22 protein-coding genes are annotated in these 25,798 nt (G+C 61.6%); 19 read left to right on the forward strand and 3 right to left on the reverse strand.

The window, feature by feature from the left end; genetic code table 11:
- Positions 1 to 124 precede the first annotated feature (124 nt).
- The 3 genes from PSH91_RS24635 (at position 125) to PSH91_RS24645 (ending at position 1,527) form a co-directional block, all read left to right on the forward strand.
- Complete coding sequence (locus tag PSH91_RS24635) at positions 125 to 526, forward strand: lysozyme inhibitor LprI family protein (RefSeq protein WP_047230380.1); 402 nt, start codon at positions 125 to 127, stop codon at positions 524 to 526.
- Between the two features lie 225 nt (positions 527 to 751).
- Entirely contained in the window at positions 752 to 1,078 is a 327-nt protein-coding gene (locus PSH91_RS24640; RefSeq protein ID WP_047230378.1) for a helix-turn-helix domain-containing protein, read from the forward strand.
- Positions 1,079 to 1,110: 32 nt separating this feature from the next.
- The gene (locus PSH91_RS24645) at positions 1,111 to 1,527 is read left to right on the forward strand and encodes a DUF3010 family protein (RefSeq protein WP_047230377.1); all 417 of its coding nucleotides are present in this window, start codon (positions 1,111 to 1,113) and stop codon (positions 1,525 to 1,527) included.
- A gap of 266 nt (positions 1,528 to 1,793) precedes the next feature.
- Here the strand turns inward: PSH91_RS24645 and PSH91_RS24650 are convergent, their stop codons facing one another.
- A complete protein-coding gene (locus PSH91_RS24650) occupies positions 1,794 to 2,753 on the reverse strand; it encodes a GlxA family transcriptional regulator (RefSeq protein ID WP_139048986.1) in 960 nt (319 codons plus the stop codon).
- Between the two features lie 168 nt (positions 2,754 to 2,921).
- Between PSH91_RS24650 and choX the strand changes: the two genes are divergently transcribed.
- The 6 genes from choX to PSH91_RS24680 all read left to right on the forward strand — a co-directional run bounded on the left by choX (position 2,922) and on the right by PSH91_RS24680 (position 8,401).
- Positions 2,922 to 3,866 (forward strand): choline ABC transporter substrate-binding protein, encoded by a 945-nt coding sequence (choX, locus tag PSH91_RS24655; RefSeq protein WP_305466897.1) that lies wholly within the window; start codon positions 2,922 to 2,924, stop codon positions 3,864 to 3,866.
- A 72-nt stretch (positions 3,867 to 3,938) separates the two neighbouring features.
- Positions 3,939 to 4,826 carry a 3-keto-5-aminohexanoate cleavage protein gene (locus PSH91_RS24660; RefSeq protein WP_076383396.1) on the forward strand — a complete coding sequence of 296 codons (888 nt, stop codon included), beginning with the start codon at positions 3,939 to 3,941 and terminating at the stop codon, positions 4,824 to 4,826.
- Between the two features lie 143 nt (positions 4,827 to 4,969).
- Positions 4,970 to 5,935 carry an L-carnitine dehydrogenase gene (locus PSH91_RS24665; protein WP_281459765.1) on the forward strand — a complete coding sequence of 322 codons (966 nt, stop codon included), beginning with the start codon at positions 4,970 to 4,972 and terminating at the stop codon, positions 5,933 to 5,935.
- Between the two features lie 162 nt (positions 5,936 to 6,097).
- Positions 6,098 to 6,574 carry a thioesterase family protein gene (locus tag PSH91_RS24670; protein ID WP_047230372.1) on the forward strand — a complete coding sequence of 159 codons (477 nt, stop codon included), beginning with the start codon at positions 6,098 to 6,100 and terminating at the stop codon, positions 6,572 to 6,574.
- 20 nt (positions 6,575 to 6,594) lie between these two features.
- Entirely contained in the window at positions 6,595 to 7,758 is a 1,164-nt protein-coding gene (locus PSH91_RS24675) for a gamma-butyrobetaine dioxygenase (protein WP_305466898.1), read from the forward strand.
- A 379-nt stretch (positions 7,759 to 8,137) separates the two neighbouring features.
- A complete protein-coding gene (locus PSH91_RS24680; protein WP_047230370.1) occupies positions 8,138 to 8,401 on the forward strand; it encodes a hypothetical protein in 264 nt (87 codons plus the stop codon).
- Positions 8,402 to 8,497: 96 nt separating this feature from the next.
- On the opposite strand, the gene PSH91_RS24685 is transcribed toward PSH91_RS24680, so the two are convergent.
- The gene (locus PSH91_RS24685) at positions 8,498 to 9,601 is read right to left on the reverse strand and encodes a GlxA family transcriptional regulator (protein WP_047230369.1); all 1,104 of its coding nucleotides are present in this window, start codon (positions 9,599 to 9,601) and stop codon (positions 8,498 to 8,500) included.
- Between the two features lie 447 nt (positions 9,602 to 10,048).
- Complete coding sequence (locus PSH91_RS24690; protein WP_047230368.1) at positions 10,049 to 11,425, reverse strand: L-serine ammonia-lyase; 1,377 nt, start codon at positions 11,423 to 11,425, stop codon at positions 10,049 to 10,051.
- Between the two features lie 422 nt (positions 11,426 to 11,847).
- Between PSH91_RS24690 and PSH91_RS24695 the strand changes: the two genes are divergently transcribed.
- The 10 genes from PSH91_RS24695 to dbpA all read left to right on the forward strand — a co-directional run bounded on the left by PSH91_RS24695 (position 11,848) and on the right by dbpA (position 25,692).
- The gene (locus PSH91_RS24695) at positions 11,848 to 12,795 is read left to right on the forward strand and encodes a choline ABC transporter substrate-binding protein (protein WP_047230367.1); all 948 of its coding nucleotides are present in this window, start codon (positions 11,848 to 11,850) and stop codon (positions 12,793 to 12,795) included.
- A gap of 66 nt (positions 12,796 to 12,861) precedes the next feature.
- A complete protein-coding gene (choW, locus tag PSH91_RS24700) occupies positions 12,862 to 13,707 on the forward strand; it encodes a choline ABC transporter permease subunit (RefSeq protein ID WP_047230366.1) in 846 nt (281 codons plus the stop codon).
- Complete coding sequence (choV, locus tag PSH91_RS24705) at positions 13,704 to 14,882, forward strand: choline ABC transporter ATP-binding protein (protein ID WP_047230365.1); 1,179 nt, start codon at positions 13,704 to 13,706, stop codon at positions 14,880 to 14,882. Before choW ends, choV begins: the two co-directional genes overlap by 4 nt.
- A 433-nt stretch (positions 14,883 to 15,315) precedes the next feature.
- Positions 15,316 to 15,936: a transcriptional regulator BetI gene (gene betI / locus PSH91_RS24710; protein WP_047230364.1), complete on the forward strand. Its 621-nt coding sequence runs from the start codon at positions 15,316 to 15,318 to the stop codon at positions 15,934 to 15,936.
- Between the two features lie 80 nt (positions 15,937 to 16,016).
- Complete coding sequence (gene betB / locus PSH91_RS24715) at positions 16,017 to 17,489, forward strand: betaine-aldehyde dehydrogenase (protein WP_305466899.1); 1,473 nt, start codon at positions 16,017 to 16,019, stop codon at positions 17,487 to 17,489.
- A gap of 219 nt (positions 17,490 to 17,708) precedes the next feature.
- A complete protein-coding gene (gene betA, locus PSH91_RS24720; protein ID WP_076383391.1) occupies positions 17,709 to 19,412 on the forward strand; it encodes a choline dehydrogenase in 1,704 nt (567 codons plus the stop codon).
- A 228-nt stretch (positions 19,413 to 19,640) separates the two neighbouring features.
- Positions 19,641 to 21,083, forward strand: a complete 1,443-nt coding sequence (locus PSH91_RS24725; RefSeq protein WP_173406467.1) for a TldD/PmbA family protein — start codon at positions 19,641 to 19,643, stop codon at positions 21,081 to 21,083.
- 14 nt (positions 21,084 to 21,097) lie between these two features.
- A complete protein-coding gene (locus PSH91_RS24730) occupies positions 21,098 to 22,435 on the forward strand; it encodes a TldD/PmbA family protein (protein ID WP_305468592.1) in 1,338 nt (445 codons plus the stop codon).
- A gap of 193 nt (positions 22,436 to 22,628) precedes the next feature.
- On the forward strand, positions 22,629 to 24,056 hold the full coding sequence (gene mdtD / locus PSH91_RS24735; protein ID WP_076383389.1) for a multidrug transporter subunit MdtD: 1,428 nt from the start codon (positions 22,629 to 22,631) through the stop codon (positions 24,054 to 24,056).
- A gap of 298 nt (positions 24,057 to 24,354) precedes the next feature.
- Positions 24,355 to 25,692, forward strand: coding sequence for an ATP-dependent RNA helicase DbpA (gene dbpA / locus PSH91_RS24740; RefSeq protein ID WP_230682660.1), 1,338 nt, complete (start codon positions 24,355 to 24,357; stop codon positions 25,690 to 25,692).
- Positions 25,693 to 25,798: the final 106 nt, after the last annotated feature.

The following is a 25,798-nucleotide window of genomic DNA, read 5'->3' on the forward strand; positions in this document are numbered from 1 at the left end:
GCCGAAAGCGTCAATCCACGACAAAGGGCTATGAGCGGGCCACCCTACCCGTCTGTTCTTTACCCGAGGCTTACGCCAGAATCTGCCGCATCACTGGCTTTCACTGGACTCGAGCGGCAACGCAATGAAATCAATCATCCTGGCTTTGGCTCTGATCAGCACCGTCGCCCACGCGACCGAAGACACCGAACACAACCCCTGCGACGCCGTGGAAAACGACGTCCAGACCCTGGCCTGCTCGGCCTACGGCAAAGCCGCCGCCGAACAACTGCTCGCCGACAACCTGCAGAGCCTCAACGAACGTCTGCAAACCCTCTACGCCGACAACAAGGCCCAGCTCAACGACATCACCAGCAAAATCAGAGTTGCCCAGCAACTGTGGCAAAAACAACGCGATGCCGACTGCGCCATCGCCGCCTTCCCGGCCAAACCCGGCAGCGAAGCCTACAAAATCGCCGAAAACGACTGCATGGCCCAGGTGAGTGATGACCGGTCGGAGTTCTTGGAGTCGATTGGGCAGGAATAAAGGGCCGTTTACGGAGCAATATTCAGACACCGTTCATACGTTGGCCCTAGAGAAAATATAAGTCAGGATTAGCAAATCTTATAAAAGACTTATATTCCTCCATGAACACTATTCACTGGACCAGAAAGGCCGTTAAGCAGCTTCTGAAAATGCACTCTATGCATCAGGCCCAGGTTCGGGACGGGGCGATCAAGGTCGTCAGCATTCAAGAGGTCAAGAAACGCGATGAACGTACCTACTGATATTCAGATCATAAACGACGCAAACGGGAATCCTGCATTCGTGGTCATTCCGTATGCCCAATACGTTGCGCAAAAAAAAATGGAACCCGATCTGATTCCTCATGAAGTGGTCAGTCGTATCGTCGACGGCGCCACGCCCATCCGCGCATGGCGCGAACATCTGAACTTGACCCAGGATGAGGTCGCCAGGCGCCTGGGTATTTCTCAACCGGCGTTTGCCCAGCAGGAATCAGTCGCCAAACCTCGCCGGGCAACTCGCGAAAAAATTGCCGCCGCCTTTGGTATCCATGCCGATCAGTTGGAGCTGTAAGCTGCACGCCACTATCGAGCAAAGGAATTCACATGAAAATCTGCGGCATCGAAATCAAAGGCAGCGAAGCGATCATTGCCGTTGCCTCGCTGGATCCACAGGCGTTGAGTCACGTCGCGCTGAATACCAAGAAAATCGCCCTGGACGATGATGACGAGGCCGCCAACGTCAAGGCGTTCGCCGCCCAGGTCCGGGCGTTCGTGGTGGATAACGGTATCGACCGCATCGCCATCAAGAAGCGCAGCAAGAAAGGCGAGTTCGCCGGCGGGCCGACCACGTTCAAGATCGAAGGGGTTTTCCAGTTGCTTGAGGGTTGTGAGGTGACGCTGCTGTCGCCGCAGACCATCAATGCGCAGAACAAGAAACACGACTTCGCATTGCCCGCGACGCTGAACAAGTATCAGCATGAGGCTTATAAGGCGGCGTGTTCGGCGCTGGTGAAGAAGTAAGCCTCTTTCAGCCAAACACTGGACTTGCGGCAGTTTTTTGTGTGGGAGCAAGGCTTGCCCGCGATACAGGCGCCTCGCTCTCCCATGCACCGCGCCGCTTTCGTCGCGGGCAAGCCTTGCTCCCACAGAGGTCCGAACGAGCTTGTCGCGATTGGAGCCGGTGAACATGGCGTTGCCCCCTGCCTCGGTGGTCAACGCATGCTTTTATACTCAATTATGGCGACAGGTGTAATTTAGTCGCGAACATAATTGAGTATAAAAGCCTGTCAAACCACCTCCCGCCCATCCCCTTGGCGCCGCCGATCTTCCCGCGGGCACCGTTCAAACCTCGCTCGATAACTGCGGGTGAAGTACGACGGTGACTCGAAACCGCAGGCGATGCTCACTTCCAGCACACTCATGTCGGTCTGGCGCAACAGTTGCCGGGCCTTTTCCAGGCGCAGGCGCAGGTAGAAGTTGCTGGGAGTGTCGTTCAGGTGCAGGCGGAACAGGCGTTCGAGCTGGCGGCGGGTGACGTTGATGGATTCGGCCAGGGCCAAGGTGCTCAGGGGCGGCTCGCTGTGGGTTTCCATCTCGCCGATGACGTGCACCAGCTTCTTGTTGCGAATGCCATAGCGGCTGGCAATTTCCATGCGCTGGTGGTCTTTGCGCGGACGGATGCGGCCGAGCACAAATTGTTCGCTGACCTCAATCGCCAGTTGCGGGCCATGGGCCTGGCCGATCAGGTCCAGCATCAGGTCGATGGACGCAGTGCCGCCGGCGCAGGTGATGCGCCGGCGGTCAATTTCGAACAGTTCCTGGGTCACACTCAGCTGTGGATAAGATTCCTTGAACGCCTCGATCGCTTCCCAGTGCAGGGTTACGCGATGGCCTTCCAGCAGCCCCGCCTCAGCCAGGACCACACTGCCGGTGTCGATGCCGCCCAGGGTGACGCCCTCGTTGTCCAGCCGATGCAGCCAGCGCTCCAACGCCGGGGTCACGAACTTGAGCGGTTCGAACCCCGCCACCACCCAGAGGGTCGCGCCTTTCTTCAATGACTCCAACGCGGCATCGGCGTTGACCGACATGCCATTGCTTGCCAGCACCGCCCCGCCATCGGCGCTCAACACATGCCAACGGTACAACTCACCGCGAAAGCGGTTGGCGACCCGCAACGGTTCGATGGCCGAAATGAAACCGATGGCCGAAAAACCCGGCATCAACAAGAAGTAGAAATCCTGGGACATGTAGCGCACTCGGTTGGCGGGTAGCGTGCGCTCCTTGATACGCCACAGGTCGCTGCAGTGCAAGAGCGAGTCGCCGCTGTGCGTTTTGCCGGCAGGCTGGCTGCGTAACTTGGCATCACCGGCGCGCAGATGCCGGAACCCATAACAAAGACTGCCGAGGAACCCGACATGAAACGACTGATCAGCTCCTGCGTTCTTGCACTCAGCACCACCACCTTCCTGAGTTCCGCTGCGATGGCAGCCGATCCCGCCGCGTGCCAGAACGTGCGCCTGGGTGTGGTCAACTGGACCGATGTCATCGCCACCAGCGCCATGACCCAAGTGTTGCTCGACGGCCTCGGCTACAAGACCAAACAGACCAGCGCCTCCCAGCAAATCATTTTCGCCGGCATCCGCGACCAGCGCCTGGACATGTTCCTGGGCTATTGGAACCCACTGATGACCCAGACCATCACCCCGTTCGTCGAGGCCAAACAGGTCAAGGTCCTGGAGCAACCCAGCCTCAAGGACGCCCGCGCCACCCTGGCCGTGCCGACTTATCTGGCCGACAAAGGGCTGAAGACTTTCGCCGACATCGCCAAATTCGAAAAAGAGTTGGGCGGCAAGATCTACGGCATCGAACCCGGTTCCGGCGCCAACACCCAGATCAAGGCGATGATCGCCAAGAACCAGTTCGGCCTGGGCAAATTCCAACTGGTGGAATCCAGCGAAGCCGGCATGCTGGCCGCCGTGGACCGCGCCGTGCGGCGCAAGGAAGCCGTGGTGTTCTTCGGCTGGGCGCCGCACCCGATGAACGTCAACGTGCAAATGACCTACCTCACCGGCAGCGAAGACGCCCTCGGCCCGAACGAAGGCATGGCCACCGTATGGACCGTCACCGCGCCGGACTACGCGCAAAAATGCCCGAACGTCAGCCGTCTGCTGAGCAACCTGACGTTCACCGCCGAAGACGAGAGCCGGATGATGCAGCCACTGCTGGATCACAAGGACCCGCTCGAATCGGCCAAGCAATGGCTCAAGGATAATCCGCAAGACAAGCAACGCTGGCTCGAAGGCGTTACCAGCTTCGATGGCAAGCCTGCCGCCGACAACCTGAAACTGACCAGCAACTGAACAAACGCCATCCATCTGCGCAGCGCCAATCGGCTGCGCAGTGACTCATCACGCCTGTAAGGAACCTGCACCATGAACCACGACGTCATCATCACCTGCGCACTCACCGGTGCTGGCGACACGACCGCCAAAAGCCCACACGTGCCGGTCACCCCGAAACAGATCGCCGCAGCCGCCGTCGAGGCCGCCAAGGCCGGCGCCACGGTGGTCCACTGCCACGTTCGCGATCCGCAGACCGGCAAGTTCAGCCGTGACGTGGCGCTGTACCGCGAAGTGATGGAGCGCATCCGAGAGGCGGACGTGGACATCATCGTCAACCTCACCGCCGGCATGGGCGGCGATCTGGAGATCGGCGGCGGCGAAAATCCCATGGAGTTCGGCCCCAATACCGACCTGGTGGGCCCCCTGACCCGCCTGGCCCACGTCGAGGAGTTGCTGCCGGAAATCTGTACCCTGGATTGCGGCACCCTGAACTTCGGCGACGGCGACACCATTTATGTTTCCACCCCGGCGCAACTGCGGGCCGGGGCCAAGCGCATCACCGAACTGGGGGTCAAGGCCGAGCTGGAGATCTTCGACACCGGCCACCTGTGGTTCGCCAAGCAGATGATCAAGGAAGGCCTGTTGGACAACCCGCTGTTCCAGCTTTGCCTGGGCATCCCGTGGGGAGCGCCGGCCGACACCACCACCATGAAAGCCATGGTCGACAACTTGCCGGCGGACGCCGTGTGGGCCGGCTTCGGCATCGGCCGCATGCAAATGCCGATGGCGGCCCAGGCCGTGCTGCTGGGGGGCAACGTGCGGGTCGGCCTGGAAGACAACCTGTGGCTGGACAAAGGCGTGCTCGCCACCAATGGCCAACTGGTGGAACGCGCCAGCGAAATCCTCAGCCGCCTCGGCGCGCGCGTGCTCACGCCGGCGGAGGGGCGCAAGAAGATGGGTCTGACCACCCGCGGCTAAACCCAACCGACACCTTCCCCTGTGGGAGCGAGCCTGCTCGCGATAGCGGTGAAACAGGCGACTGATGTGCCGACTGACACAGCGCCATCGCGAGCAGGCTCGCTCCCACATTTAGATCAGCGAACCCTTTTCAGGAAATCACCATGAGCTTTATCACCGACATCAAGACCTTCGCCGCCCTGGGCAGCGGTGTTATCGGCAGCGGCTGGGTCAGTCGCGCCCTCGCCCATGGCCTGGACGTCGTGGCCTGGGACCCGGCGCCGGGTGCCGAGGCAGCGCTGCGCAAACGCGTGGCCAACGCTTGGGGCGCACTGGAGAAACAAGGCCTGGCACCCGGTGCCTCCCAGGATCGGCTGCGCTTTGTCGCGACCATCGAAGAATGCGTGCGCGACGCCGATTTCATCCAGGAAAGCGCCCCCGAGCGCCTGGAGCTGAAGCTCGAGCTGCACGGCCAGATCAGCGCCGCCGCCAAGCCCAATGCGCTGATTGGTTCCAGCACATCGGGACTGCTGCCAAGCGAGTTCTATGAAGGTTCCACCCACCCGGAACGCTGCGTGGTCGGGCACCCGTTCAACCCGGTCTACCTGCTGCCGCTGGTGGAAGTCGTCGGCGGCAAAAACACCGCGCCCGAAGCGGTACAGGCCGCGATGCGGGTGTATGAGTCCCTCGGCATGCGCCCACTGCATGTACGCAAGGAAGTGCCCGGTTTCATTGCCGACCGGCTGCTCGAAGCGCTCTGGCGCGAAGCCCTGCACCTGGTCAACGACGGTGTGGCTACCACCGGCGAAATCGACGATGCCATCCGTTTTGGCGCCGGCTTGCGCTGGTCGTTCATGGGCACGTTCCTGACTTACACACTGGCCGGTGGCGATGCCGGAATGCGCCATTTCATGGCTCAATTCGGCCCTGCGTTGCAGTTGCCGTGGACCTACCTGCCGGCGCCGGAGCTGACCGACAAGCTGATCGACGATGTGGTGGACGGCACGAGCGAGCAACTGGGCAGCCGCAGCATCTCGGCCCTGGAGCGCTATCGTGATGATTGCCTGCTGGCAGTGCTGGAAGCGGTGAAGACCACCAAAGAAAAGCATGGGATGGCCTTCAGCGAGTAAACCTTGGCTTTTGGATCAGCAGGTCTGGCCCCATCGCGAGCAGGCTCGCTCCCACAGGATTTGAGGTGTGAATGCGATCTGTCTCACCCAGAAGTTCATTGTGGGAGCGAGCCTGCTCGCGATAACGCCAGCCCAGTCACCACAACTGTCGGAACCAGAAACATGCCCACCCTCACCACCTACCAAACCCGCATCCTCCCCGAATGGGTCGATTACAACGGCCATCTGCGCGATGCCTATTACCTGTTGATCTTCAGCTACGCGACCGACGCACTGATGGATCACCTGGGCATGGACAGCCAGAACCGCGAAGCCAGCGGCCACTCGCTGTTCACCCTCGAACTGCACTTGAACTACCTGCACGAAGTGAAGCTCGACGCCCAGGTCGAGGTGCGTACACAGATCATCGGCCACGACGCCAAACGCCTGCATCTCTACCACAGCCTGCACCTGGTCGGCGGCGATAAGGAACTGGCCGGCAACGAGCAGATGCTGCTGCACGTCGACCTGGCCGGCCCGCGCTCGGCGCCCTTCACGGAACAGACCCTGGGCAAGCTCAAAGCCCTGCTCACGGAGCAATCCGACCTGTCGCCGCCGGCCTATATCGGCCGGGTCATCGCATTGCCGCCGGCCCGATAAAACCCGAACAGGAGATCGCCATGAACACCGCCGCCGCTTTTGCCGACTTCCGTCGTTACCCCCTGATCTGTGCATTGACCGCAGTGACGCCCTTGACCGACCGGGTGCGGGTCACCTGGGCCGACGGTCGGATCAGCCCCTTCCATCATCAGTGGCTGCGGGACAACTGCCCCTGCCCGCAATGCGTCTACACCGTGACCCGCGAGCAGGTGCTGGAAATCGTCGATGTACCTGAAGACCTGGCCCCCGGCGCGACCCGCCTCGACAGTGAAGGCTGCCTGTGCGTGGATTGGCAGGACGGCCACCAAAGCCGTTTCGACCCAGGCTGGCTGCGTGCCCATGCCTACGATGATCAGTCCAGGGCTGAACGCCTGGCGAGCAAGCCCAAGCGCCAGCTCTGGCGGCACGATCTGCAACTGCCGGTGTTCGATTACCAGGCACTGATGGACGACACCGATACGTTGTTGCAATGGTTGCTGGCGGTGCGCGACATTGGCCTGACCCAGGTGCGCGGCGTACCCACCGAACCCGGCTCGCTGAAACTGATCGCCCAGCAGATTTCGTTCATCCGCCAGAGCAACTTCGGCGTGCTGTTCAACGTGCAATCCAAGGCCGATGCCGACAGTAACGCCTACACCGCTTTCAACCTGCCACTGCACAGCGACCTGCCCACCCGGGAGCTGCAACCAGGATTACAGTTTCTGCATTGCCTGGTGAATAACGCCGACGGCGGCGAGAGCCTATTTGTCGACGGTTTCGCCATCGCCGAGGCGCTGCGCCAGGAAGACCCCGAGGCCTTTGCCGCGCTGTGTGAAATCCCGGTGGAGTTTCGCAACAAGGACCGCCACAGTGATTACCGCTGCCTGGCGCCCATTATCGCGCTGGATGCCCTGGGACAGGTCTCGGAGATCCGCATGGCGAACTTTCTGCGCGGGCCGTTCGACACCTCGGTCGAGCAGATGCCCAGGCTCTACCGTGCCTACCGCCGCTTCATAGCGCTGACTCGCGAGCCGCAGTTCCGCCTGATGCAAAGGCTTGAACCCGGCCAACTGTGGTGTTTCGACAACCGCCGTACCCTGCACGCCCGCAATGCCTTCGACCCGGCCACCGGAGCTCGACATTTCCAAGGGTGCTATGTGGATCGCGATGAGTTGCTGTCGAAGATTCTGGTGTTGCAACGGTAGACCGCGTCATCGTTCATCGCGAGCAGGCTCGCTCCCACAGACCTTGTGCACGACACAGAGTCCCTGTGGGAGCGAGCCTGCTCGCGATAGCGGTCTGTCCAACACCCCATCACCCTCTGATTCACCCAGGCAAAAAAATCCCCGATCAAGCCGTGACTGGATCGGGGCAGTTGCGTTACTGGAGGAGCTGTTGCGCGAGGGTGACCAAACCGTCGTGATTCAGCTTGGGGCCAGTGTGCCCAGTCCAGGCCTGGGCAAGTTAGCCGAAAACGACGCCCCCATAGTCATTCATGACATCGCGACCATTTGCCCTTGCCGCCGCTTCGGCCGGCTACCAGAATCGAGTCACGACCCCAATCCCTGAACAAGGAAAAGCGTCATGATGTACGCCGATTTGATCGACCAGGAAGACCTGCTGGGCCAGCTCAAGGCCCTGGGGCTGCAAATACCCAGCGGCTCCACCGCCGAACAGGCCTGCGAGTGTGCGGTGCGCGGGCTGGACACGGCCCGCGCCAATGAACTGCGCAAGATGGTCAAGGACATGTACATCAGCGGCGCCACCATCCTGCCCGCCGTGCGCCGGGCGATTGATCTGCAGCTGCTGCCGGCTTTGGCGGAGTATCAGAAAAACCAGAACGTCTGAAAAACCTATCGCGAGCAGGCTCGCTCCCACAGTGATTCGGTGTCGATCACAGAACCTGTGGGAGCGAGCCTGCTCGCGATTGACGGCGCCTCGGTCTTAGAGCCTCACACTGGCAAACGTCGACTCATTACGTGCCTGGCTCAACGCTGACAACGGGCCAGACAATGGCGACAGCACCAGCGCCTGTGGCAGCGGCATCATCGCTACCTGCTGCGCGGTGTTGGAGCCGACGCGCTCGTCGCGCGGTGGAATGCCGAAGTATTCGCGGTAGCACTTGGAGAAGTGCGGCGTGGAGACGAAACCGCACACCGACGCCACTTCGATGATCGACATCGGCGTCTGCTTGAGCAGTTGCCGCGCCCGGATCAGCCGCAGCTTGAGGTAATAGCGCGACGGCGAGCAATGCAGGTATTTCTGGAACAAGCGCTCCAACTGGCGCCGGGAGACGGCGACGTACACCGCCAGTTCGTCCAGGTCGATCGGCTCTTCGAGATTGGCTTCCATCAGCGCGACGATTTCCTGCAACTTCGGCTGATTGGTGCCCAGCATGTGCTTGAGTGGCACGCGCTGGTGATCCTGCTCGTTGCGAATGCGCTCATAGACAAACATTTCGGAGATCGCTGCCGACAACTCGCGGCCGTGATCGCGGCTGATCAGGTGCAGCATCATGTCCAGTGGCGCGGTGCCGCCGGAACTGGTGAAGCGGTTGCGGTCGAGGGTGAACAGACGGGTGCTCATAGATACCCGCGGAAAGGCTTCCTGCATTGCCGCCAGACATTCCCAGTGCACACTGCAATCGAAGCCATCCAGCAGACCCGCGCAGGCCAAGGCCCAACTGCCGGTGCAGACCGCGCCGAGGCGCCGGGACTGACGGGCCTGGCTCTGCAGCCATGACACGTGTTCACGGGTGACGGTGCGCTGAATGCCCACGCCGCCACACACAATGACGGTGTCGATGGGCGGCGCTTTGTGCATGGCCGCGTCCGGCGTGATTTGCAAGCCATCACTGGCCCAGACCTGGCCGCCATCAACAGTGAGGGTGGTCCAGCGATACAGCTCACGACCGGACAGCTGGTTGGCCATGCGCAGCGGCTCCACCGCGGACGCCAGGGAAATGAGCGTGAAATTGTCCAGCAGCAAAAAGCCGATGGATTGAGGCGCACGGTTCTGGGGTTGGGCCCCTGAGTTGGACGTCGTCATCGCGGTATCTCCTCACACAAAGCAAGTGATGGCCTCAGGCGGAGGCTCTTTTTATTGGTTGTTGCCCTCGGTCTCTACGCAAGAGACGGGCTTTGCATCGATAGAGCAATTGCCATGCCTAAATTGAATGCGTGTTCAATAAATCCTGAAAACGACATCGCGGCCAGTCTAAATAAGGCACGCGATGAGTGTGGGTTATAGGTGCCATCAGGGGCGGCAGGCACCCGCCACCGTTGGCCGTGAGCAGAACGGTAGCACTTGTGGGAACTGGGCTGCGCCACTTGCGCAACCGGTATCACCACAGGTGCGAATGACGAACGGTCGAGGGACGAACAGCGGTGGGTCCGACAAACGGTGTCATGTCTGTTTGCGACGCGCTAAAAGGTGGCGCGTTTGTGGATCAGTGTGCATTTTGTGAGCGATATGCGATCGCCTCTGGCGAGGAGATCAGCACTCCACCGCACTGACCGCCAGTCCACCGCGCGATGTCTCTTTATATTTGTCATGCATGTCGGCGCCGGTATCGCGCATGGTGCGGATCACCCGGTCCAGAGAGATGAAGTGCTGGCCGTCTCCGCGCAGCGCCATCTGCGCGGCGTTGATGGCTTTCACCGCGGCTATCGCGTTGCGCTCGATACACGGCACCTGTACCAGGCCGCCCACCGGATCGCAGGTCAGGCCAAGGTTGTGCTCCAGGCCGATTTCCGCCGCATTGCACAGTTGCTCAGGCGTCGCACCGAGGATCTCCGCCAGGCCGGCCGCCGCCATGGCGCAGGCCGAGCCCACCTCCCCTTGGCAACCGACTTCGGCACCGGAGATAGAGGCGTTCTTTTTACACAGGATGCCCACCGCCGCCGCGCCGAGGAAGTAATCCACAACGTTGGCATCGGTGACCGCTTCGCTGAATTTCATGAAGTAATGCAGCACCGCCGGAATGATCCCCGCCGCACCATTGGTCGGGGCCGTGACCATGCGCCCACCGGCGGCGTTTTCTTCATTGACCGCCAGGGCGAACAGGTTGACCCATTCCATGGCGCTGAGCGTCGAGCCGATGACATTGGGCTTGTTCAGCTCTTGCAGGCTGCGGTGTAACTTGGCCGCTCGCCGGCGCACATTCAAACCGCCGGGCAAGATGCCCTCATGCTTGAGACCCTGTTCGACGCAATCCTGCATCGCCCGCCAGAGTTTCATCAGGCCGCTGCGGATCTCCTCCTCCGAGCGCCAGACCTTTTCGTTGGCCATCATGAGCTCGGCCACCCGAAGGTTGTGGGTGCTACACAACTGGAGCAGTTCTTCGGCACTGGAAAAATCGTAAGGCAGTTCAGTGACGTCCAGATCCACCACGCCGCTGGACGCCTGGGCCTGATCGACGACGAAGCCACCGCCGACTGAATAATAGGTGTCGCGGTGCAACTCGCCGTGGTCACCCTCGGCCACCAGCGTCATCGCGTTGGGGTGGAACGGCAGGTTTTCGTCGAGCAGGCGCATATCCCGGGACCAGACGAAAGGCACCGGCAGGCGACCGTCCAGCAGCAGGGTCTGGGTTTGGCGCAACAACTCGATGCGCGGGCCAATCTGCGACGGATCGATCGCGTCTGGCCACTCGCCCATCAAACCCATGATCACCGCGTTGTCACTGCCATGGCCGATGCCTGTTGCTGACAACGAGCCGAACAGCTGCACCTCGACCCGACGCACATCGCGCAGCAACGACTTCGCGCGCATCGCTTCAACGAACAGCGCCGCAGCGCGCATGGGCCCCACGGTGTGGGAACTGGACGGGCCGATACCAATTTTGAACAGGTCGAACACGCTGATTGCCATTGCCGAGAACCTCCAGAACAGGCACATCCGGGCGCAGGAGCGCCCGGTGGCGGAGCTGCTACGCTCAACGCCGGGATGCCCGCATCATCCGGCTTTTGCCAGGGCGTTCGACGTCTGACACCGACGCAATCATGCCCACCGACGTCGCCCGCCCTTTGCCCCGGTTTTACGACGTTTTTTGCGTATCAGAGGCCAGCCAAGGGTGAAAAAAATCTGTAAACGACGTCACTGACACTGGATGCGACCCTCCCTGTACTGGATACGACGCACCCTGTAGGCGACAGATTTGCACTGGTACATGATCGGTTACGGCTCGTTTGCAAGGCCGCGTGTCGAAGAGTGCCCACGCGCCACCAACCGCAACCCCAATAAGCGCGGTGGTCCTGACCGGACACCGCCGATAAAACACCAGGAGTCCACCCATGAAAGGTTCCACGCCGTTGTTGTTGGCCGCCATGCTGAGTCTTCCGATGCTGGCCAACGCTGCTGAACCCGCGCAGTGCAGCACCGTCAACTTCTCCGATGTCGGCTGGACCGACATCACCGTGACCACCGCCACCACCAGCGTGGTACTTGAGGCCCTGGGCTACAAAACCAAGACCACCATGATTTCCGTACCGGTGACCTACAAGTCCCTGGCCGACGGCAAGAACATGGATGTGTTCCTCGGCAACTGGATGCCGACGATGGAAAACGACATCAAGGCCTACCGCGAAGCCGGCACCGTGGATACGGTGCGGGCCAACCTGGAGAACGCCAAGTACACCCTGGCGGTGCCCGAAGAGCTCTATAACAAAGGGCTGAAGGATTTCGCCGACATCGCCAAGTTCAAGAAGGAACTGGACGGCAAGATCTACGGCATCGAACCGGGTAACGACGGCAACCGCCTGATCCAGAGCATGATCGACAAGAATGCCTTCGGCCTGAAGGACGCCGGCTTCAAGATCGTCGAGTCCAGCGAAGCCGGCATGTTGTCACAGGTCGATCGCGCCGAGCGCCGCAGCACCGCCGTGGTGTTCCTCGGCTGGGAACCCCATCCGATGAACACCCGCTTCAAAATGAAGTACCTCACCGGTGGTGACGAGTACTTCGGTCCGAATTTCGGCCAGGCAACCATCTACACCAATACCCGCAAAGGCTACGTCCAGGAATGCAGCAACGTAGGTCAGTTGTTGAAAAACCTGACCTTCACCCTGGACATGGAAAGCACGCTGATGGGCAACGTGCTTGACGACAAGATGAAGCCTGACGCAGCCGCCAAGGCCTGGCTGAAGAAAAACCCACAGGTACTCGATACCTGGCTCGCTGGCGTGACCACCATTGACGGTAAACCCGGCCTGGAAGCCGTGAAAGCCAAGCTTGCGCAGTAATGCTTTTATGCCGGGCGGGTTCGCTCGTCCGGGCTGTTTATTCCTTGCATGCGGATGTTCACTACCATGCTGATTGATCAGAAAATACCCTTGGGCCAGTACATTGCGGGCTTTGTCGACTGGTTGACGCAACACGGCGCCAACACATTCGATGCCATCGCCTTGTCACTGGAAACGATGATTCACGGCGTGACGTTTGCGCTGACCTGGTTCAACCCGCTTGTCTTGATCGGCCTCATCGCTCTACTGGCGCATTTTATCCAGCGCAAGTGGGGCCTGACGGTCTTCGTTATCGCAGCCTTTCTGCTTATCCTGAACCTGGGTTACTGGCAGGAAACCATGGAAACCCTGGCCCAGGTGCTGTTCGCGACCCTGGTCTGTGTCTTGATCGGCGTGCCGCTGGGCATTGTTGCCGCGCACAAGCCGCTGTTCTACACCATGATGCGTCCGGTGCTCGATCTGATGCAGACCGTACCGACCTTCGTTTACCTCATTCCTACCCTGACCCTTTTCGGGCTGGGTGTGGTCCCCGGTCTGATCTCGACGGTGGTGTTCGCGATTGCCGCGCCCATCCGCTTGACCTACCTGGGTATCCGCGACGTTCCGGACGAACTGATGGACGCCGGCAAAGCCTTCGGCTGCTCCCGTCGCCAACTGCTGTCCCGTATCGAACTGCCCCATGCGATGCCCAGCATCGCGGCCGGTATCACCCAATGCATCATGCTGTCGTTGTCGATGGTGGTCATCGCCGCGCTGGTGGGTGCCGACGGCCTGGGCAAACCCGTGGTCAACGCACTGAACACCGCTGATATCGCCCTGGGCTTCGAAGCAGGCCTGGCGATCGTATTGCTGGCAATCATGCTCGACCGAATCTGCAAGCAACCCGACGCCAAAGTAGGGGGTGACGCATGAGCATAATCCGCTTCGAAGAGGTCGACGTGATCTTCTCCAAAGATCCACGTGAAGCCCTCAAGCTGCTCGACCAAGGCATGACACGCAACGAAATCCTGAAGAAAACCGGGCAAATCGTCGGTGTGGAAAAAGCCAGCCTGGACATTGAAAAAGGCGAAATCTGCGTACTGATGGGGCTTTCCGGCTCCGGTAAATCCAGCCTGCTGCGTTGCATCAACGGCTTGAACACCGTCAGTCGCGGGAAGTTGTTCGTCGAGCATGAAGGCCGGCAGATCGACATCGCCTCCTGCAGCCCGGCCGAACTGAAGATGATGCGCACCAAGCGCATTGCCATGGTGTTCCAGAAGTTCGCCCTGATGCCCTGGCTGACGGTGCGCGAAAACATCAGCTTCGGCCTGGAAATGCAGGGCCGGCCGGAAAAGGAACGCAAGAAGCTGGTGGATGAAAAACTTGAGCTGGTGGGCCTGACCCAGTGGCGCAACAAGAAACCGGACGAGTTGTCCGGCGGCATGCAGCAACGGGTCGGTCTGGCCCGCGCCCTGGCGATGGACGCCGATATCCTGCTGATGGACGAACCTTTCTCGGCCCTCGACCCACTGATCCGCCAGGGCTTGCAGGACGAATTGCTGGAATTGCAACGCAAACTGAGCAAGACCATCGTGTTCGTCAGCCATGACCTGGACGAAGCCTTGAAGCTGGGCAGCCGGATCGCGATCATGAAAGACGGCCGGATCATCCAGTACAGCAAGCCGGAAGAAATCGTGCTGAACCCGGCCGACGATTACGTGCGCACCTTCGTCGCCCACACCAACCCGCTCAACGTGCTCTGTGGCCGCAGCCTGATGCGCACCCTGGACAACTGCAAGCGCATCAACGGTTCGGTGTGCCTGGATCCGGGCGGCGACTCCTGGCTCGATCTGGCCGAAGGCAACACCATCAAGGGCGCCCGCCAAAACGGCGCGGTGCTGGACCTGCAAAACTGGGCCCCGGGCCAAGCCGTCGAAGGCCTGGGCCGTCGTCCGACCCTGGTGGACTCCAACATCGGCATGCGCGACGCGCTGCAGATTCGCTACCAGACCGGCAACAAGCTGGTACTTCACGATAACCAGCAGGTCGTCGGGATTCTTGGCGACAGTGAGCTGTACCACGCACTGCTCGGTAAAAACCTGGGCTAAGCGAAACCGACAAAAACGCCGCGAGACGATCGCGGCGTTTTTGTTTGGGTGATTCTGAACTGCTGACCAGCTTGACTTGGAATGCAAATACTGTGGCGAGGGGATTTATCCCCGTTGGGCTGCGAAGCAGCCCCAGAGCTAGGCGTCTCGGTGTATCAGACGGAATGAGTTCGCGGCTTTTAGGGCTGCTGCGCAGCCCAACGGGGATAAATCCCCTCGCCACAACAGTATTCCAGCGATCAAGCGCATTTGGCCTACATGCCAACCGACGAGTGTTATAAAGACATCCCCAAAAGTCCTCGCCCCGGCAAATAGCGACGACTTGTCATAGAACTTATTTTTGTTGATTGAACGTTCAATCAAAACAAAATAGACTGGCCTTCATTCCGATAGACAACACTCATCCATCGGATGGCCTAAGGAGATGTACCAGATGCCCAAGGTCGGTATGCAACCCATCCGCCGCCAGCAATTGATCGAAGCCACTATGCAAGCGGTCGATCAGGTCGGGATGGGGGACGCCAGCATTGCGCTGATCGCCCGTTTGGCCGGTGTCTCCAACGGCATCATCAGCCACTACTTCAAGGACAAGAATGGCCTGATCGCGGCCACGGCCCAGTACCTGATGAGTGTCCTGAGCGAGAACGTCACTGCACGCCGTCAGGCGCTGGAGGACCCAAGCCCACGGGCTCACCTGCAGGTGATCATCGAAGGCAACTTCGACGCCAGCCAGGTCAATGGCCCGGCAATGAAAACCTGGTTGGCCTTTTGGGCCACCAGCATGCACCACCCGTCTTTGCACAGGTTGCAGCGGATCAACGATCACCGTCTGTATTCCAACCTGTGTTGCCAGTTCCGCCGCGTGTTGCCCCTCGATGAGGCACGTAGCGCGGCACGGGGCCTGGCCGCGTTGATTGACGGTTTGTGGCTGCGCGGGGCGCTGTCGGGAGACGCGTTCGATACCGCCCAGGCGCACCGGATCGCTTACGAATACATGGATTTCCAATTGGCCAAGGCAGGGGTAACAGAGCACACAGAACCGCTCGGCTCCTGAACCGCCACCGAACCGCGTAGTCAGCTGTAGACGACACGCCCCGGTGGTCAGCCAACCACTTATGCACTTGCGAGGACTTTATGGCCCGTTTCGAACTGCAAAAACTCTACATCGATGGCGCGTACAGCGATGCCAGCGGCGACGCCACTTTCGAAGCCATCAACCCGGCCAACGGTGAAGTACTCGCCCAGGTGCAGCGGGCCACCAAAGAAGACGTCGAGCGCGCCGTGGTCAGCGCCGAAAAAGGCCAGAAAGCCTGGGCCGCCATGACCGCCATGCAGCGTTCGCGCATCCTGCGCCGCGCCGTAGAGATCCTGCGCGAGCGCAACGATGAGTTGGCCGCCCTGGAAACCCTCGACACTGGCAAAGCCTATTCCGAAACCCGCTACGTCGACATCGTCACCGGCGCCGACGTGCTGGAATACTACGCCGGCCTGGTGCCCGCCATCGAAGGCGAGCAGGTGCCGCTGCGCACCACTTCGTTTGTCTACACCCGTCGCGAACCCCTGGGCGTGGTGGCCGGCATCGGCGCGTGGAACTACCCGATCCAGATCGCGTTGTGGAAATCGGCACCGGCCCTGGCCGCTGGCAACGCGATGATCTTCAAGCCGAGCGAAGTCACCTCGCTGACCACCCTGAAACTGGCCGAGATCTACACCGAAGCCGGCGTTCCAGCGGGGGTGTTCAACGTGCTGACGGGCAGCGGCCGTGAAGTCGGCACCTGGCTGACCGAGCACCCGCGCATCGAGAAAATCTCGTTCACCGGCGGCACCGACACCGGCAAGAAAGTCATGGCCAGCGCCTCGAGCTCGTCGCTCAAGGACGTGACCATGGAACTGGGCGGCAAGTCACCGCTGATCATCTTCGACGACGCCGACCTGGATCGCGCCGCCGACACCGCGATGATGGCCAACTTCTACAGCTCCGGCCAGGTCTGCACCAACGGCACCCGGGTGTTCGTGCCGAGCCATCTCAAGGCAGCTTTCGAAGCCAAGATCGCCGAGCGCGTGGCACGTATTCGCATCGGCAATCCAGAAGATGAAAACACCAACTTCGGGCCGCTGGTCAGCTTCGCCCACATGGAAAGCGTGTTGGGCTACATCGAGAAAGGTAAGGCCGAGGGCGCGCGCCTGCTGTGCGGCGGCGGTCGTTTGACTGAAGGCGAATTGGCCAAGGGCGCGTTTGTTGCGCCGACCGTGTTCACCGATTGCACCGATGAGATGACCATCGTGCGTGAAGAAATCTTTGGTCCGGTGATGAGCATCCTCACCTATGAAACCGAAGAAGAAGTGATCCGTCGCGCCAACGACACCGACTTCGGCCTGGCCGCCGGCGTCGTGACCCGCGACCTGAACCGCGCGCACCGCGTGATTCATCAGCTCGAAGCCGGCATCTGCTGGATCAACGCCTGGGGCGAATCGGCCGCCGAAATGCCGGTCGGCGGTTACAAGCAATCGGGCGTGGGCCGGGAGAACGGCATCAGTTCGCTGAACAACTTCACCCGTATCAAATCGGTACAGGTCGAACTGGGCGATTACGCGTCGGTGTTCTGATCTGACATGAGGCCTTGAGTGAACGCCGTTGTGGCGAGGGGATTTATCCCCGTGGGGCTGCGTAGCAGCCCCCTCCCCAAGGCCCCCCATTCTTCAGACAAACCCAGTCGCTGATTTACGACTGCTGCGCAGCCGAACGGGGATAAATCCCCTCGCCACAGGTTGCGCGGCGTCAAGGCAATCGCGACCTGAACCCAATTCAAAAAGAGGGTGCATTTCATGTCCCAAGAATTCGATTACATCATCATCGGTGCCGGTTCGGCCGGTAACACCCTGGCCACCCGCCTGACCGAAGACGAAGGCGTCACCGTCCTGCTGCTCGAAGCCGGTGGGCCGGACTATCGCCTGGATTTCCGCACGCAAATGCCCGCCGCCCTGGCGTTCCCGCTGCAGGGTCGTCGCTACAACTGGGCCTACGAGACCGACCCGGAGCCGCACATGAACGGCCGTCGCATGGAATGCGGTCGCGGCAAGGGCCTGGGTGGGTCTTCGCTGATCAACGGTATGTGCTACATCCGCGGCAACGCCCTGGACTACGACAATTGGGCCAAGCTGCCGGGCCTGGAAGACTGGGCCTACCTGGACTGCCTGCCGTATTTTCGCAAAGCCGAAACCCGCGACATCGGCCCGAACGACTACCACGGTGGTGACGGCCCGGTCAGCGTGACCACGCCCAAGGCCGGCAACAACCCGCTGTTCCATGCCATGGTCGAAGCCGGCGTTCAGGCCGGTTACCCGCGCACCGAAGACCTCAACGGTTATCAGCAGGAAGGTTTCGGCCCGATGGACCGTACCGTCACGCCCAATGGTCGTCGCGCCAGCACCGCGCGCGGTTACCTGGACGTGGCCAAGAAGCGCTCGACACTGACCATCGTCACCCATGCCCTGACCGACAAGATCGTGTTCGAAGGCAAACGTGCGGTCGGCGTGCGTTATCTGGTGGGCGCTGCTGAAGAGCGCGTCGAGGCCCGCGCCCGCAAGGAAGTATTGCTCTGCTCCGGCGCCATCGCCTCGCCGCAGATTTTGCAACGCTCCGGCGTCGGCCCGGCCAAACTGCTGGAAAGCCTCGACATCCCGGTGGTCCATGACCTGCCAGGCGTCGGTGAAAACCTCCAGGACCACCTGGAGCTGTACCTGCAATACGCCTGCACCCAGCCGGTTTCGCTGTACCCGTCGCTGCTCTGGTACAACCAGCCGGCCATCGGTGCCGAATGGCTGTTCAACGGCACCGGCATCGGCGCCAGCAACCAATTCGAGGCTGGCGGTTTCATCCGCACCCGCCCGGACTTCGATTGGCCGAACATCCAGTATCACTTCCTGCCGGTGGCAATTAACTACAACGGTAGCAACGGCGTGAAGGAACACGGTTTCCAGGCACACATGGGCTCGATGCGTTCGCCAAGCCGTGGCCGGATCCAGGCCAAGTCCAAGGACCCGCGCCAGCACCCGAGCATCCTGTTCAACTACATGGCCACCGAGCAGGACTGGCAGGAATTTCGCGACGGCATCCGCCTGACCCGCGAGATCATGCAGCAGCCGGCGCTCGACCCGTTCCGCGGTCGCGAAATCAGTCCGGGCATCGAGGTGCAGACTGACGAGCAGTTGGACCAGTTCATCCGCGAGCACGCCGAAACCGCTTTCCATCCGTCCTGCTCGTGCAAGATGGGCACCGACGACATGGCGGTGGTGGACGGCGAAGGCCGCGTGCATGGCATGCAAGGGCTGCGCGTGGTCGATGCCTCGATCATGCCGATCATCACCACCGGCAACCTGAATGCGCCAACGATCATGATCGCCGAGAAAATCGCCGACAAGATCCGTGGCCGCCAGCCACTGCCACGTAGCACCGCGCCGTACTACGTGGCCGGCGACGCGCCGGTGCGCGGCAAGCCAATGCGTGAAGTCGGGCCTCTGGCACAGTAAAGCATTACACCGCTATCGCGAGCAGGCTCGCTCCCACAGTGGATCTGCGGCGGACACAGATCTTGTGCCCGACAACCGTCTGTGGGAGCGAGCCTGCTCGCGATGGCGTCCGGCCTGACACTCCATATTCCCATCTGCCTTGATCCCTCCCCCGCCCAGGCCTAATCTAGAGCCGTCGCGTCAATGCGCCGCACCTCGCTGCACCGCCACTCCAGACAAGGAGGTTCCATGTTCGATGTCCACCCCCAGCTCAAGCAGCGGTTTGCTGCCTTGCGCACGGGCGCTGAGTTCTTTTCCCTGCGCTACGTGCGCGAGTCCGGCCAGCATCTGTCGGTGCGCAAGAACATCGCCGAACCGCCCAGCCTGGGCCGTGACGAAGGAGCGATGCTGACCGTGCGGGTCAACGGTGTCGAGGCCTATGCGGCCACCAACGACCTGTCCCAGGCCGGCCTGCAAGCGGCGCTGGAGCGGGCCGAGCAACAAGCCCGCCGGCTCAAGCCACACGCCCTGCTCGACTTGCGCGAGCAGGCGGTCTCCAGCGATCGCGCCGACTACTTCTCGCCTCACTTCGACCAGGCGTTCCCGTCCCTCAACGACTGCTATCAGTTACTGGGCGACGAATCCGCCGCGGTGCCCAAGGATGAGCGCCTGGTGAACTGGCAGGTCAGCATCGGCCTGACCCAGGTCGAGCAGATCTACCTCAACAGCGCCGGCGCCGAACTGCGCCAGGCCCAACGCTTTGTTTATCCGGCCCTGGACGTCACCGCCTTCGACGGCAACGACAGCCAGACCCGCACCCTGGGCCGTGAGAACTTCGGCCAGCAAGGCGGCTTCGATGTCATCCGCCGCTGCGGCCTGATCGGTGCCGCACCAAAGATCGCCGACCAGGCCCTGCAATTGCTCCTGGCGCCGAACACCCCGCAAGGCCCCCGTGACCTGCTGTTGATGCCTGACCAGATGATGCTGCAGATCCATGAGTCCATCGGTCACCCGTTGGAACTGGACCGCATCCTGGGAGACGAGCGCAATTACGCCGGCACCAGTTTCGTCACGACCGGCGACTTCGGGCATCTGCAGTACGGCTCCCAGCTATTGAACGTGACCTTCGACCCGAACGTTCCCGAAGAGCTGGCCAGCTACAGCCATGACGACGACGGCACCGCCGCCAGCAAAGAATTTCTGATTCGTGAAGGGCTGTTGCTGCGCCCCCTGGGTGGTGCGCTGTCGCAATTTCGCGCAGGCCTGAGCGGGGTCGCCAACAGCCGCGCCTGTGGCTGGAATCGCCCGCCCATCGACCGCATGGCGAACCTGAACATCGAGCCCGGCGACCAATCGTTGGAGCAACTGATCCAGGGCATCGAACACGGCGTGCTGATGCGCACCAACCGCTCCTGGTCCATCGACGATGCCCGCAACAAATTCCAGTTCGGTTGCGAGTGGGGCCAATTGATCGAAAACGGCGAGCTCAAGGGCGTGGTGAAAAACCCCAACTACCGAGGCATTTCCGCGCAATTCTGGAAAAGCCTGCGGGCGGTGGGCGATGCCAGTACCGCCCAGGTACTGGGCACGCCAAATTGTGGCAAGGGCGAACCGAACCAGGTCATTCGCGTCGGCCATGCCTCGCCGGCGTGCGTATTCAGCAATGTCGCAGTGTTTGGGGGAGATGCCTGATGAGCACCGGCAATATGAGCACCGGCAACAATCAGGCCGAGGCCTTCAAGGCGCTGGTGGACTGGCTGCGCAATGCACTGCGCGAAGCCGAGCAGTTCACCCTCGGCTACGCCGCCGAATCCTCTGCTTTTGTGCGTTTCAACCATGGCAAGGTCCGTCAGGCCGGGCAGGTGCAGCAGGCCAGCGTCAGCTTCAAACTGATCAACGACGGGCGCCACGCCGACTTGCAGATCACCTTGTCCGGCGAAGTCGAAACCGACCTGCAACGCCTGGCCGAAGGTCTGCAACAGTTGCGCGAAACCCTGCCGCTGCTGCCGCCCGATCCGTACCTGCTGCTCAACCACAATCACTGGCAGAGCCACAACGTGCAGGACCATCCACTGCCGGACACCGACCAGGCCGTGGCCGAAATCACCCGCGCCGCCGACGGTCTGGATTTGGTCGGTTTCTATGCCGCCGGCCCCATCAGCCGGGGCTTTGCCAGTTCTTCGGGGGCGTTCGGCTGGCATCAGGCCAACAGCTTCAACTTCGATTTCAGCCTGTTCCATGAAAACGGCCAGGCGGTAAAAGCCAGCTACGCCGGGCACGAATGGAGCAGCGAAGGCTTTGCCAGGCGCTTTGAACAGGCCCGCGAGCAGTTGGCGTTTTTGGGCCGCCCCTTGCGCACCCTGCCGCCCGGTGAATACCGCGCCTACCTGGCACCAGCGGCGATGGAAGAAATCATGGGCATGCTCAGCTGGGGCGGGTTTTCGGCCCGGGCGATTGCCAGCAAGCAAAGTCCGTTGCAGAAGTTCTACGCGAACGAAGCAAGCTTGAGCCCCGACGTATGGCTCAGTGAGCAGGTCAGCGGCTCTTTGAGCCCGGCGTTTTCCGACGAAGGTTATCCGCGCGATGACTTGGGCCTGATCGTCAAAGGCATGGCCGGTGCACAGTTGATCAACTCCCGCAGCGCCGCCGAGCACGGCCTGAACGCCAACGGCGCCAGCAGCTACGAATACCCCACGGCGCTGGTGATGAACGAAGGCCAGCTCGAGCAGCAAGACATCCTCGAACACCTTGGCACCGGGCTGTACATCAGCAACCTCTGGTACCTGAACTACTCGGACCAACCGGCCGCGCGCATGACCGGCATGACCCGCTTCGCCACGTTCTGGGTCGAGAACGGCCAGATCGTCGCGCCGGTCAGCACCATGCGTTTCGACGACAGCGTCTACAGCCTGCTCGGCTCGCAACTCGAAGGCCTGAGCCGGGAGCGGGAACTGCTGCTCTCGGCCAGCACCTACAGCCAGCGGGCCACGGCTTCGATGCTGTTGCCGGGGGCATTGGTCAAGCGCTTGACCTTGACGTTGTAGCCAACCAAACACAGGACCTGTGGCGAGGGGATTTATCCCCGCGGGGTTGCGAAGCGACCCCCAAAGGGTAAATGCGTTCTGCCTGACTCACCGAGGCGACAGTTCTGGGGCTGCTTCGCAGCTCAGCGGGGATAAATCCCCTCGCCACAACAGCGGCATCTGTTCCTGATCAACACTCCGTACAAGAGGTCCCATGCCCAACCGCGCACCGCTCGACGCTGTCACCGCCCGCTGGCTTCCTTGGGTCGTGGCGATTGCCTTCTTCATGCAGTCCCTGGACGGGACCATCCTCAACACCGCCCTGCCCGCCATGGCCAGCGACCTGGCGGAAAACCCGCTGCGCATGCAGGGCGTGATCATTGCCTACATGCTCACCGTGGCGCTGCTGATCCCGGCCTCTGGCTGGATCGCCGACCGCTTCGGGACCAAGAAGATTTTCTTCGGCGCGATCCTGCTGTTCAGTTTCGGCTCGTTGCTCTGCGCCTTGTCCAATTCGTTGTCCATGCTGATCGGCGCCCGGGTGATCCAGGGCCTGGGCGGCGCGCTGATGCTGCCGGTGGGCCGGTTGGTCGTGCTGCGGGCCTACCCACGCTCGGAACTGGTGCGGATCATGGGTTTCATCACCATTCCCGGCCTGCTCGGCCCGCTGATCGGGCCGACCATGGGCGGCTGGATGGTGGAGTACCTGACCTGGCACTGGATCTTCATCATCAACCTGCCGGTGGGCGTGCTGGGTTGCTACGCGGTGTGGAAATTCATCCCGGACCTGCGCGGCAGCGAGCGTACCCGGTTCGATGGCCTGGGATTTTTGCTGTTTGGCGCGGCCATGGTGCTGATCACCATCGCCATGGAAGGCCTCGGTGAACTGCACCTGCCGCACTTGCGCGTGATGTTGCTGCTGTTCGGCGGCATGGCCTGCCTGGCCGCTTATTGGCTACGGGCCGGGCACATCGAAAACCCGCTGTTCGCACCCTCGCTGTTCAAGACCCGGACCTTCGCCGTGGGGATTCTCGGCAATCTGTTCGCGCGCCTGGGCAGCGGCGCCCTGCCGTTCCTGGTGCCGTTGCTGCTGCAAGTGGCCCTGGGCTATTCACCGTCCCAGGCCGGGATGAGCATGTTACCTCTGGCCGCGGCGGCGATGGTCGCCAAGTCCGTGGCCCGGCCGTTGATCGAGCGCTTCGGCTACCGCAGCGTATTGACCGCCAATACCCTGGCCCTGGGCCTGATGCTGGCGAGCATGGGCCTGGTCAGCGAACAGACGCCGTACTGGCTGCTGCTGGCGCAACTGGCGGTGCTGGGAGCAATCAACTCGTTGCAGTTCACCGCGATGAACACCGTGACCCTGATTGACCTGGACGACGCCAGCGCCAGCAGCGGCAACAGCCTGCTGTCGGTGGTGGCGCAACTGTCCCTGAGCCTGGGCGTGGCCTGTGCTGGTGCGCTGCTCGGCGGCTTTACCGCCCAGGTCGGCAACGACGGGGTGGACACCGTGCTTGGCGCGTTCCAGTTGACGTTCCTGACGGTGGGCATCATGGCGATGCTGGCGGCGACGATTTTTTCGCAGCTGTCGAAAGAGGATGGGCGGCGGGCCAAGCGGCCGGATGAGCATATCGAGCACTGACTAAGAGGCGTCGTGGCTTGGCGCTTTTTGTGGGAGCAAGGCTTGCCCGCGATACAGGCGACTCGGTTTCCTGAAATAGCGCGCCACCTTCGTCGCGAGCAAGCTTTGCTCCCACAGTTCCAGAGCCCCACAGTTTCTGGATCCACCAGCCCCCAACACAAGCGTGGCCCTCACAGCTCGTCCAGAACTTTCGAGAAAAGTGGCACGAGGCTGCTACACTGCGCGACATTTTGTTTTGCAGGCCAGTCCCGTGACCACCATTGCCACCGCTTTTAATACTCTGCCGCTGTCCGCCGCCATGCTGGCTAACCTCGAATCCCTCGGTTATGCCCAGATGACGCCGATCCAGGCGCAGAGCTTGCCGGTGATCCTCAAGGGCATGGATCTGATCGCCCAGGCCAAGACCGGCAGCGGCAAGACCGCGGCCTTCGGCATCGGCCTGCTGAACCCGATCAACCCGCGCTTCTTCGGCTGCCAGGCACTGGTGATCTGCCCGACTCGTGAGCTGGCCGATCAGGTTGCCAAGGAAATCAGGCGCCTGGCCCGCGCCGAAGACAACATCAAGGTCCTGACCCTGTGTGGCGGCGTGTCGTTTGGACCGCAGATCGCTTCCCTGGAGCACGGCGCCCACATCATCGTCGGCACGCCAGGGCGCATCCAGCAGCACCTGCGCAAGGGCTCGCTGGTGCTGGACGGCCTCAACACGCTGATCCTCGATGAAGCCGACCGCATGCTCGACATGGGCTTCTACGACGCCATCGAAGACATCATCCAGCAGACCCCGGAACGCCGTCAGACCTTGCTGTTCTCCGCCACCTACCCGGTGGGCATCAAGCAACTGTCGTCCAAGTTCATGCGCAACCCGCAGCAGGTCAAGGCCGAAGCCTTTCACTCCGACGCGCAGATCGAGCAGCGTTTCTATGAAATCTCCCCCGAGGAGCGCATGGACGCCGTGGTCAAGGTGCTGGCGCATTTCCGTCCGGCCTCCTGCGTGGCGTTCTGCTTCACCAAGCAGCAAGTCCAGGAAACCGTCGACCATCTGACATCCAAAGGTATCTCGGCGGTCGGCCTGCATGGCGATCTGGAACAGCGCGACCGCGATCAGGTGCTGGCGATGTTCGCCAACCGCAGCACCTCGGTGCTGGTCGCCACCGATGTGGCGGCCCGTGGCCTGGACATCGACGCACTGGACATGGTGATCAACGTCGAACTGGCCCGTGACTCGGAAATTCACATTCACCGCGTCGGCCGCACCGGGCGTGCGGGTGAAAAAGGCATCGCCATCAGCCTGGTGGCGCCGTCCGAAGCCCACCGCGCCCAAGCGATCGAACAGTTGCAGAAGTCGCCACTGAGCTGGGACCAACTGGACAACCTCAAGCCCCAGGGCGGCGGCCCGCTGCTGCCGGCCATGAGCACCCTGTGCATTGGTGCCGGGCGCAAAGACAAAGTCCGCCCCGGCGACATCCTCGGCGCCCTGACCGGCGAGGCCGGCATCCCCGGCGCCCAGGTCGGCAAGATCGCGATTTTCGACTTCCAGGCCTATGTCGCCGTGGAGCGCGCAATCGCCAAACAGGCGCTGCAACGCCTGAACGATGGCAAGATCAAGGGCCGTTCGTTGCGGGTGCGGATCCTGTAACTCCAACAGAGATCAAACTGTGGGAGCGAGCCTGCTCGCGATGACGGACTGTCAGACAACATCAATGTTGAATGTACCGGCCTCATCGCGAGCAGGCTCGCTCCCA

It is taken from the genome of Pseudomonas sp. FP1154 (assembly GCF_030687245.1).
Lineage (GTDB): Bacteria > Pseudomonadota > Gammaproteobacteria > Pseudomonadales > Pseudomonadaceae > Aquipseudomonas > Aquipseudomonas rhizophila.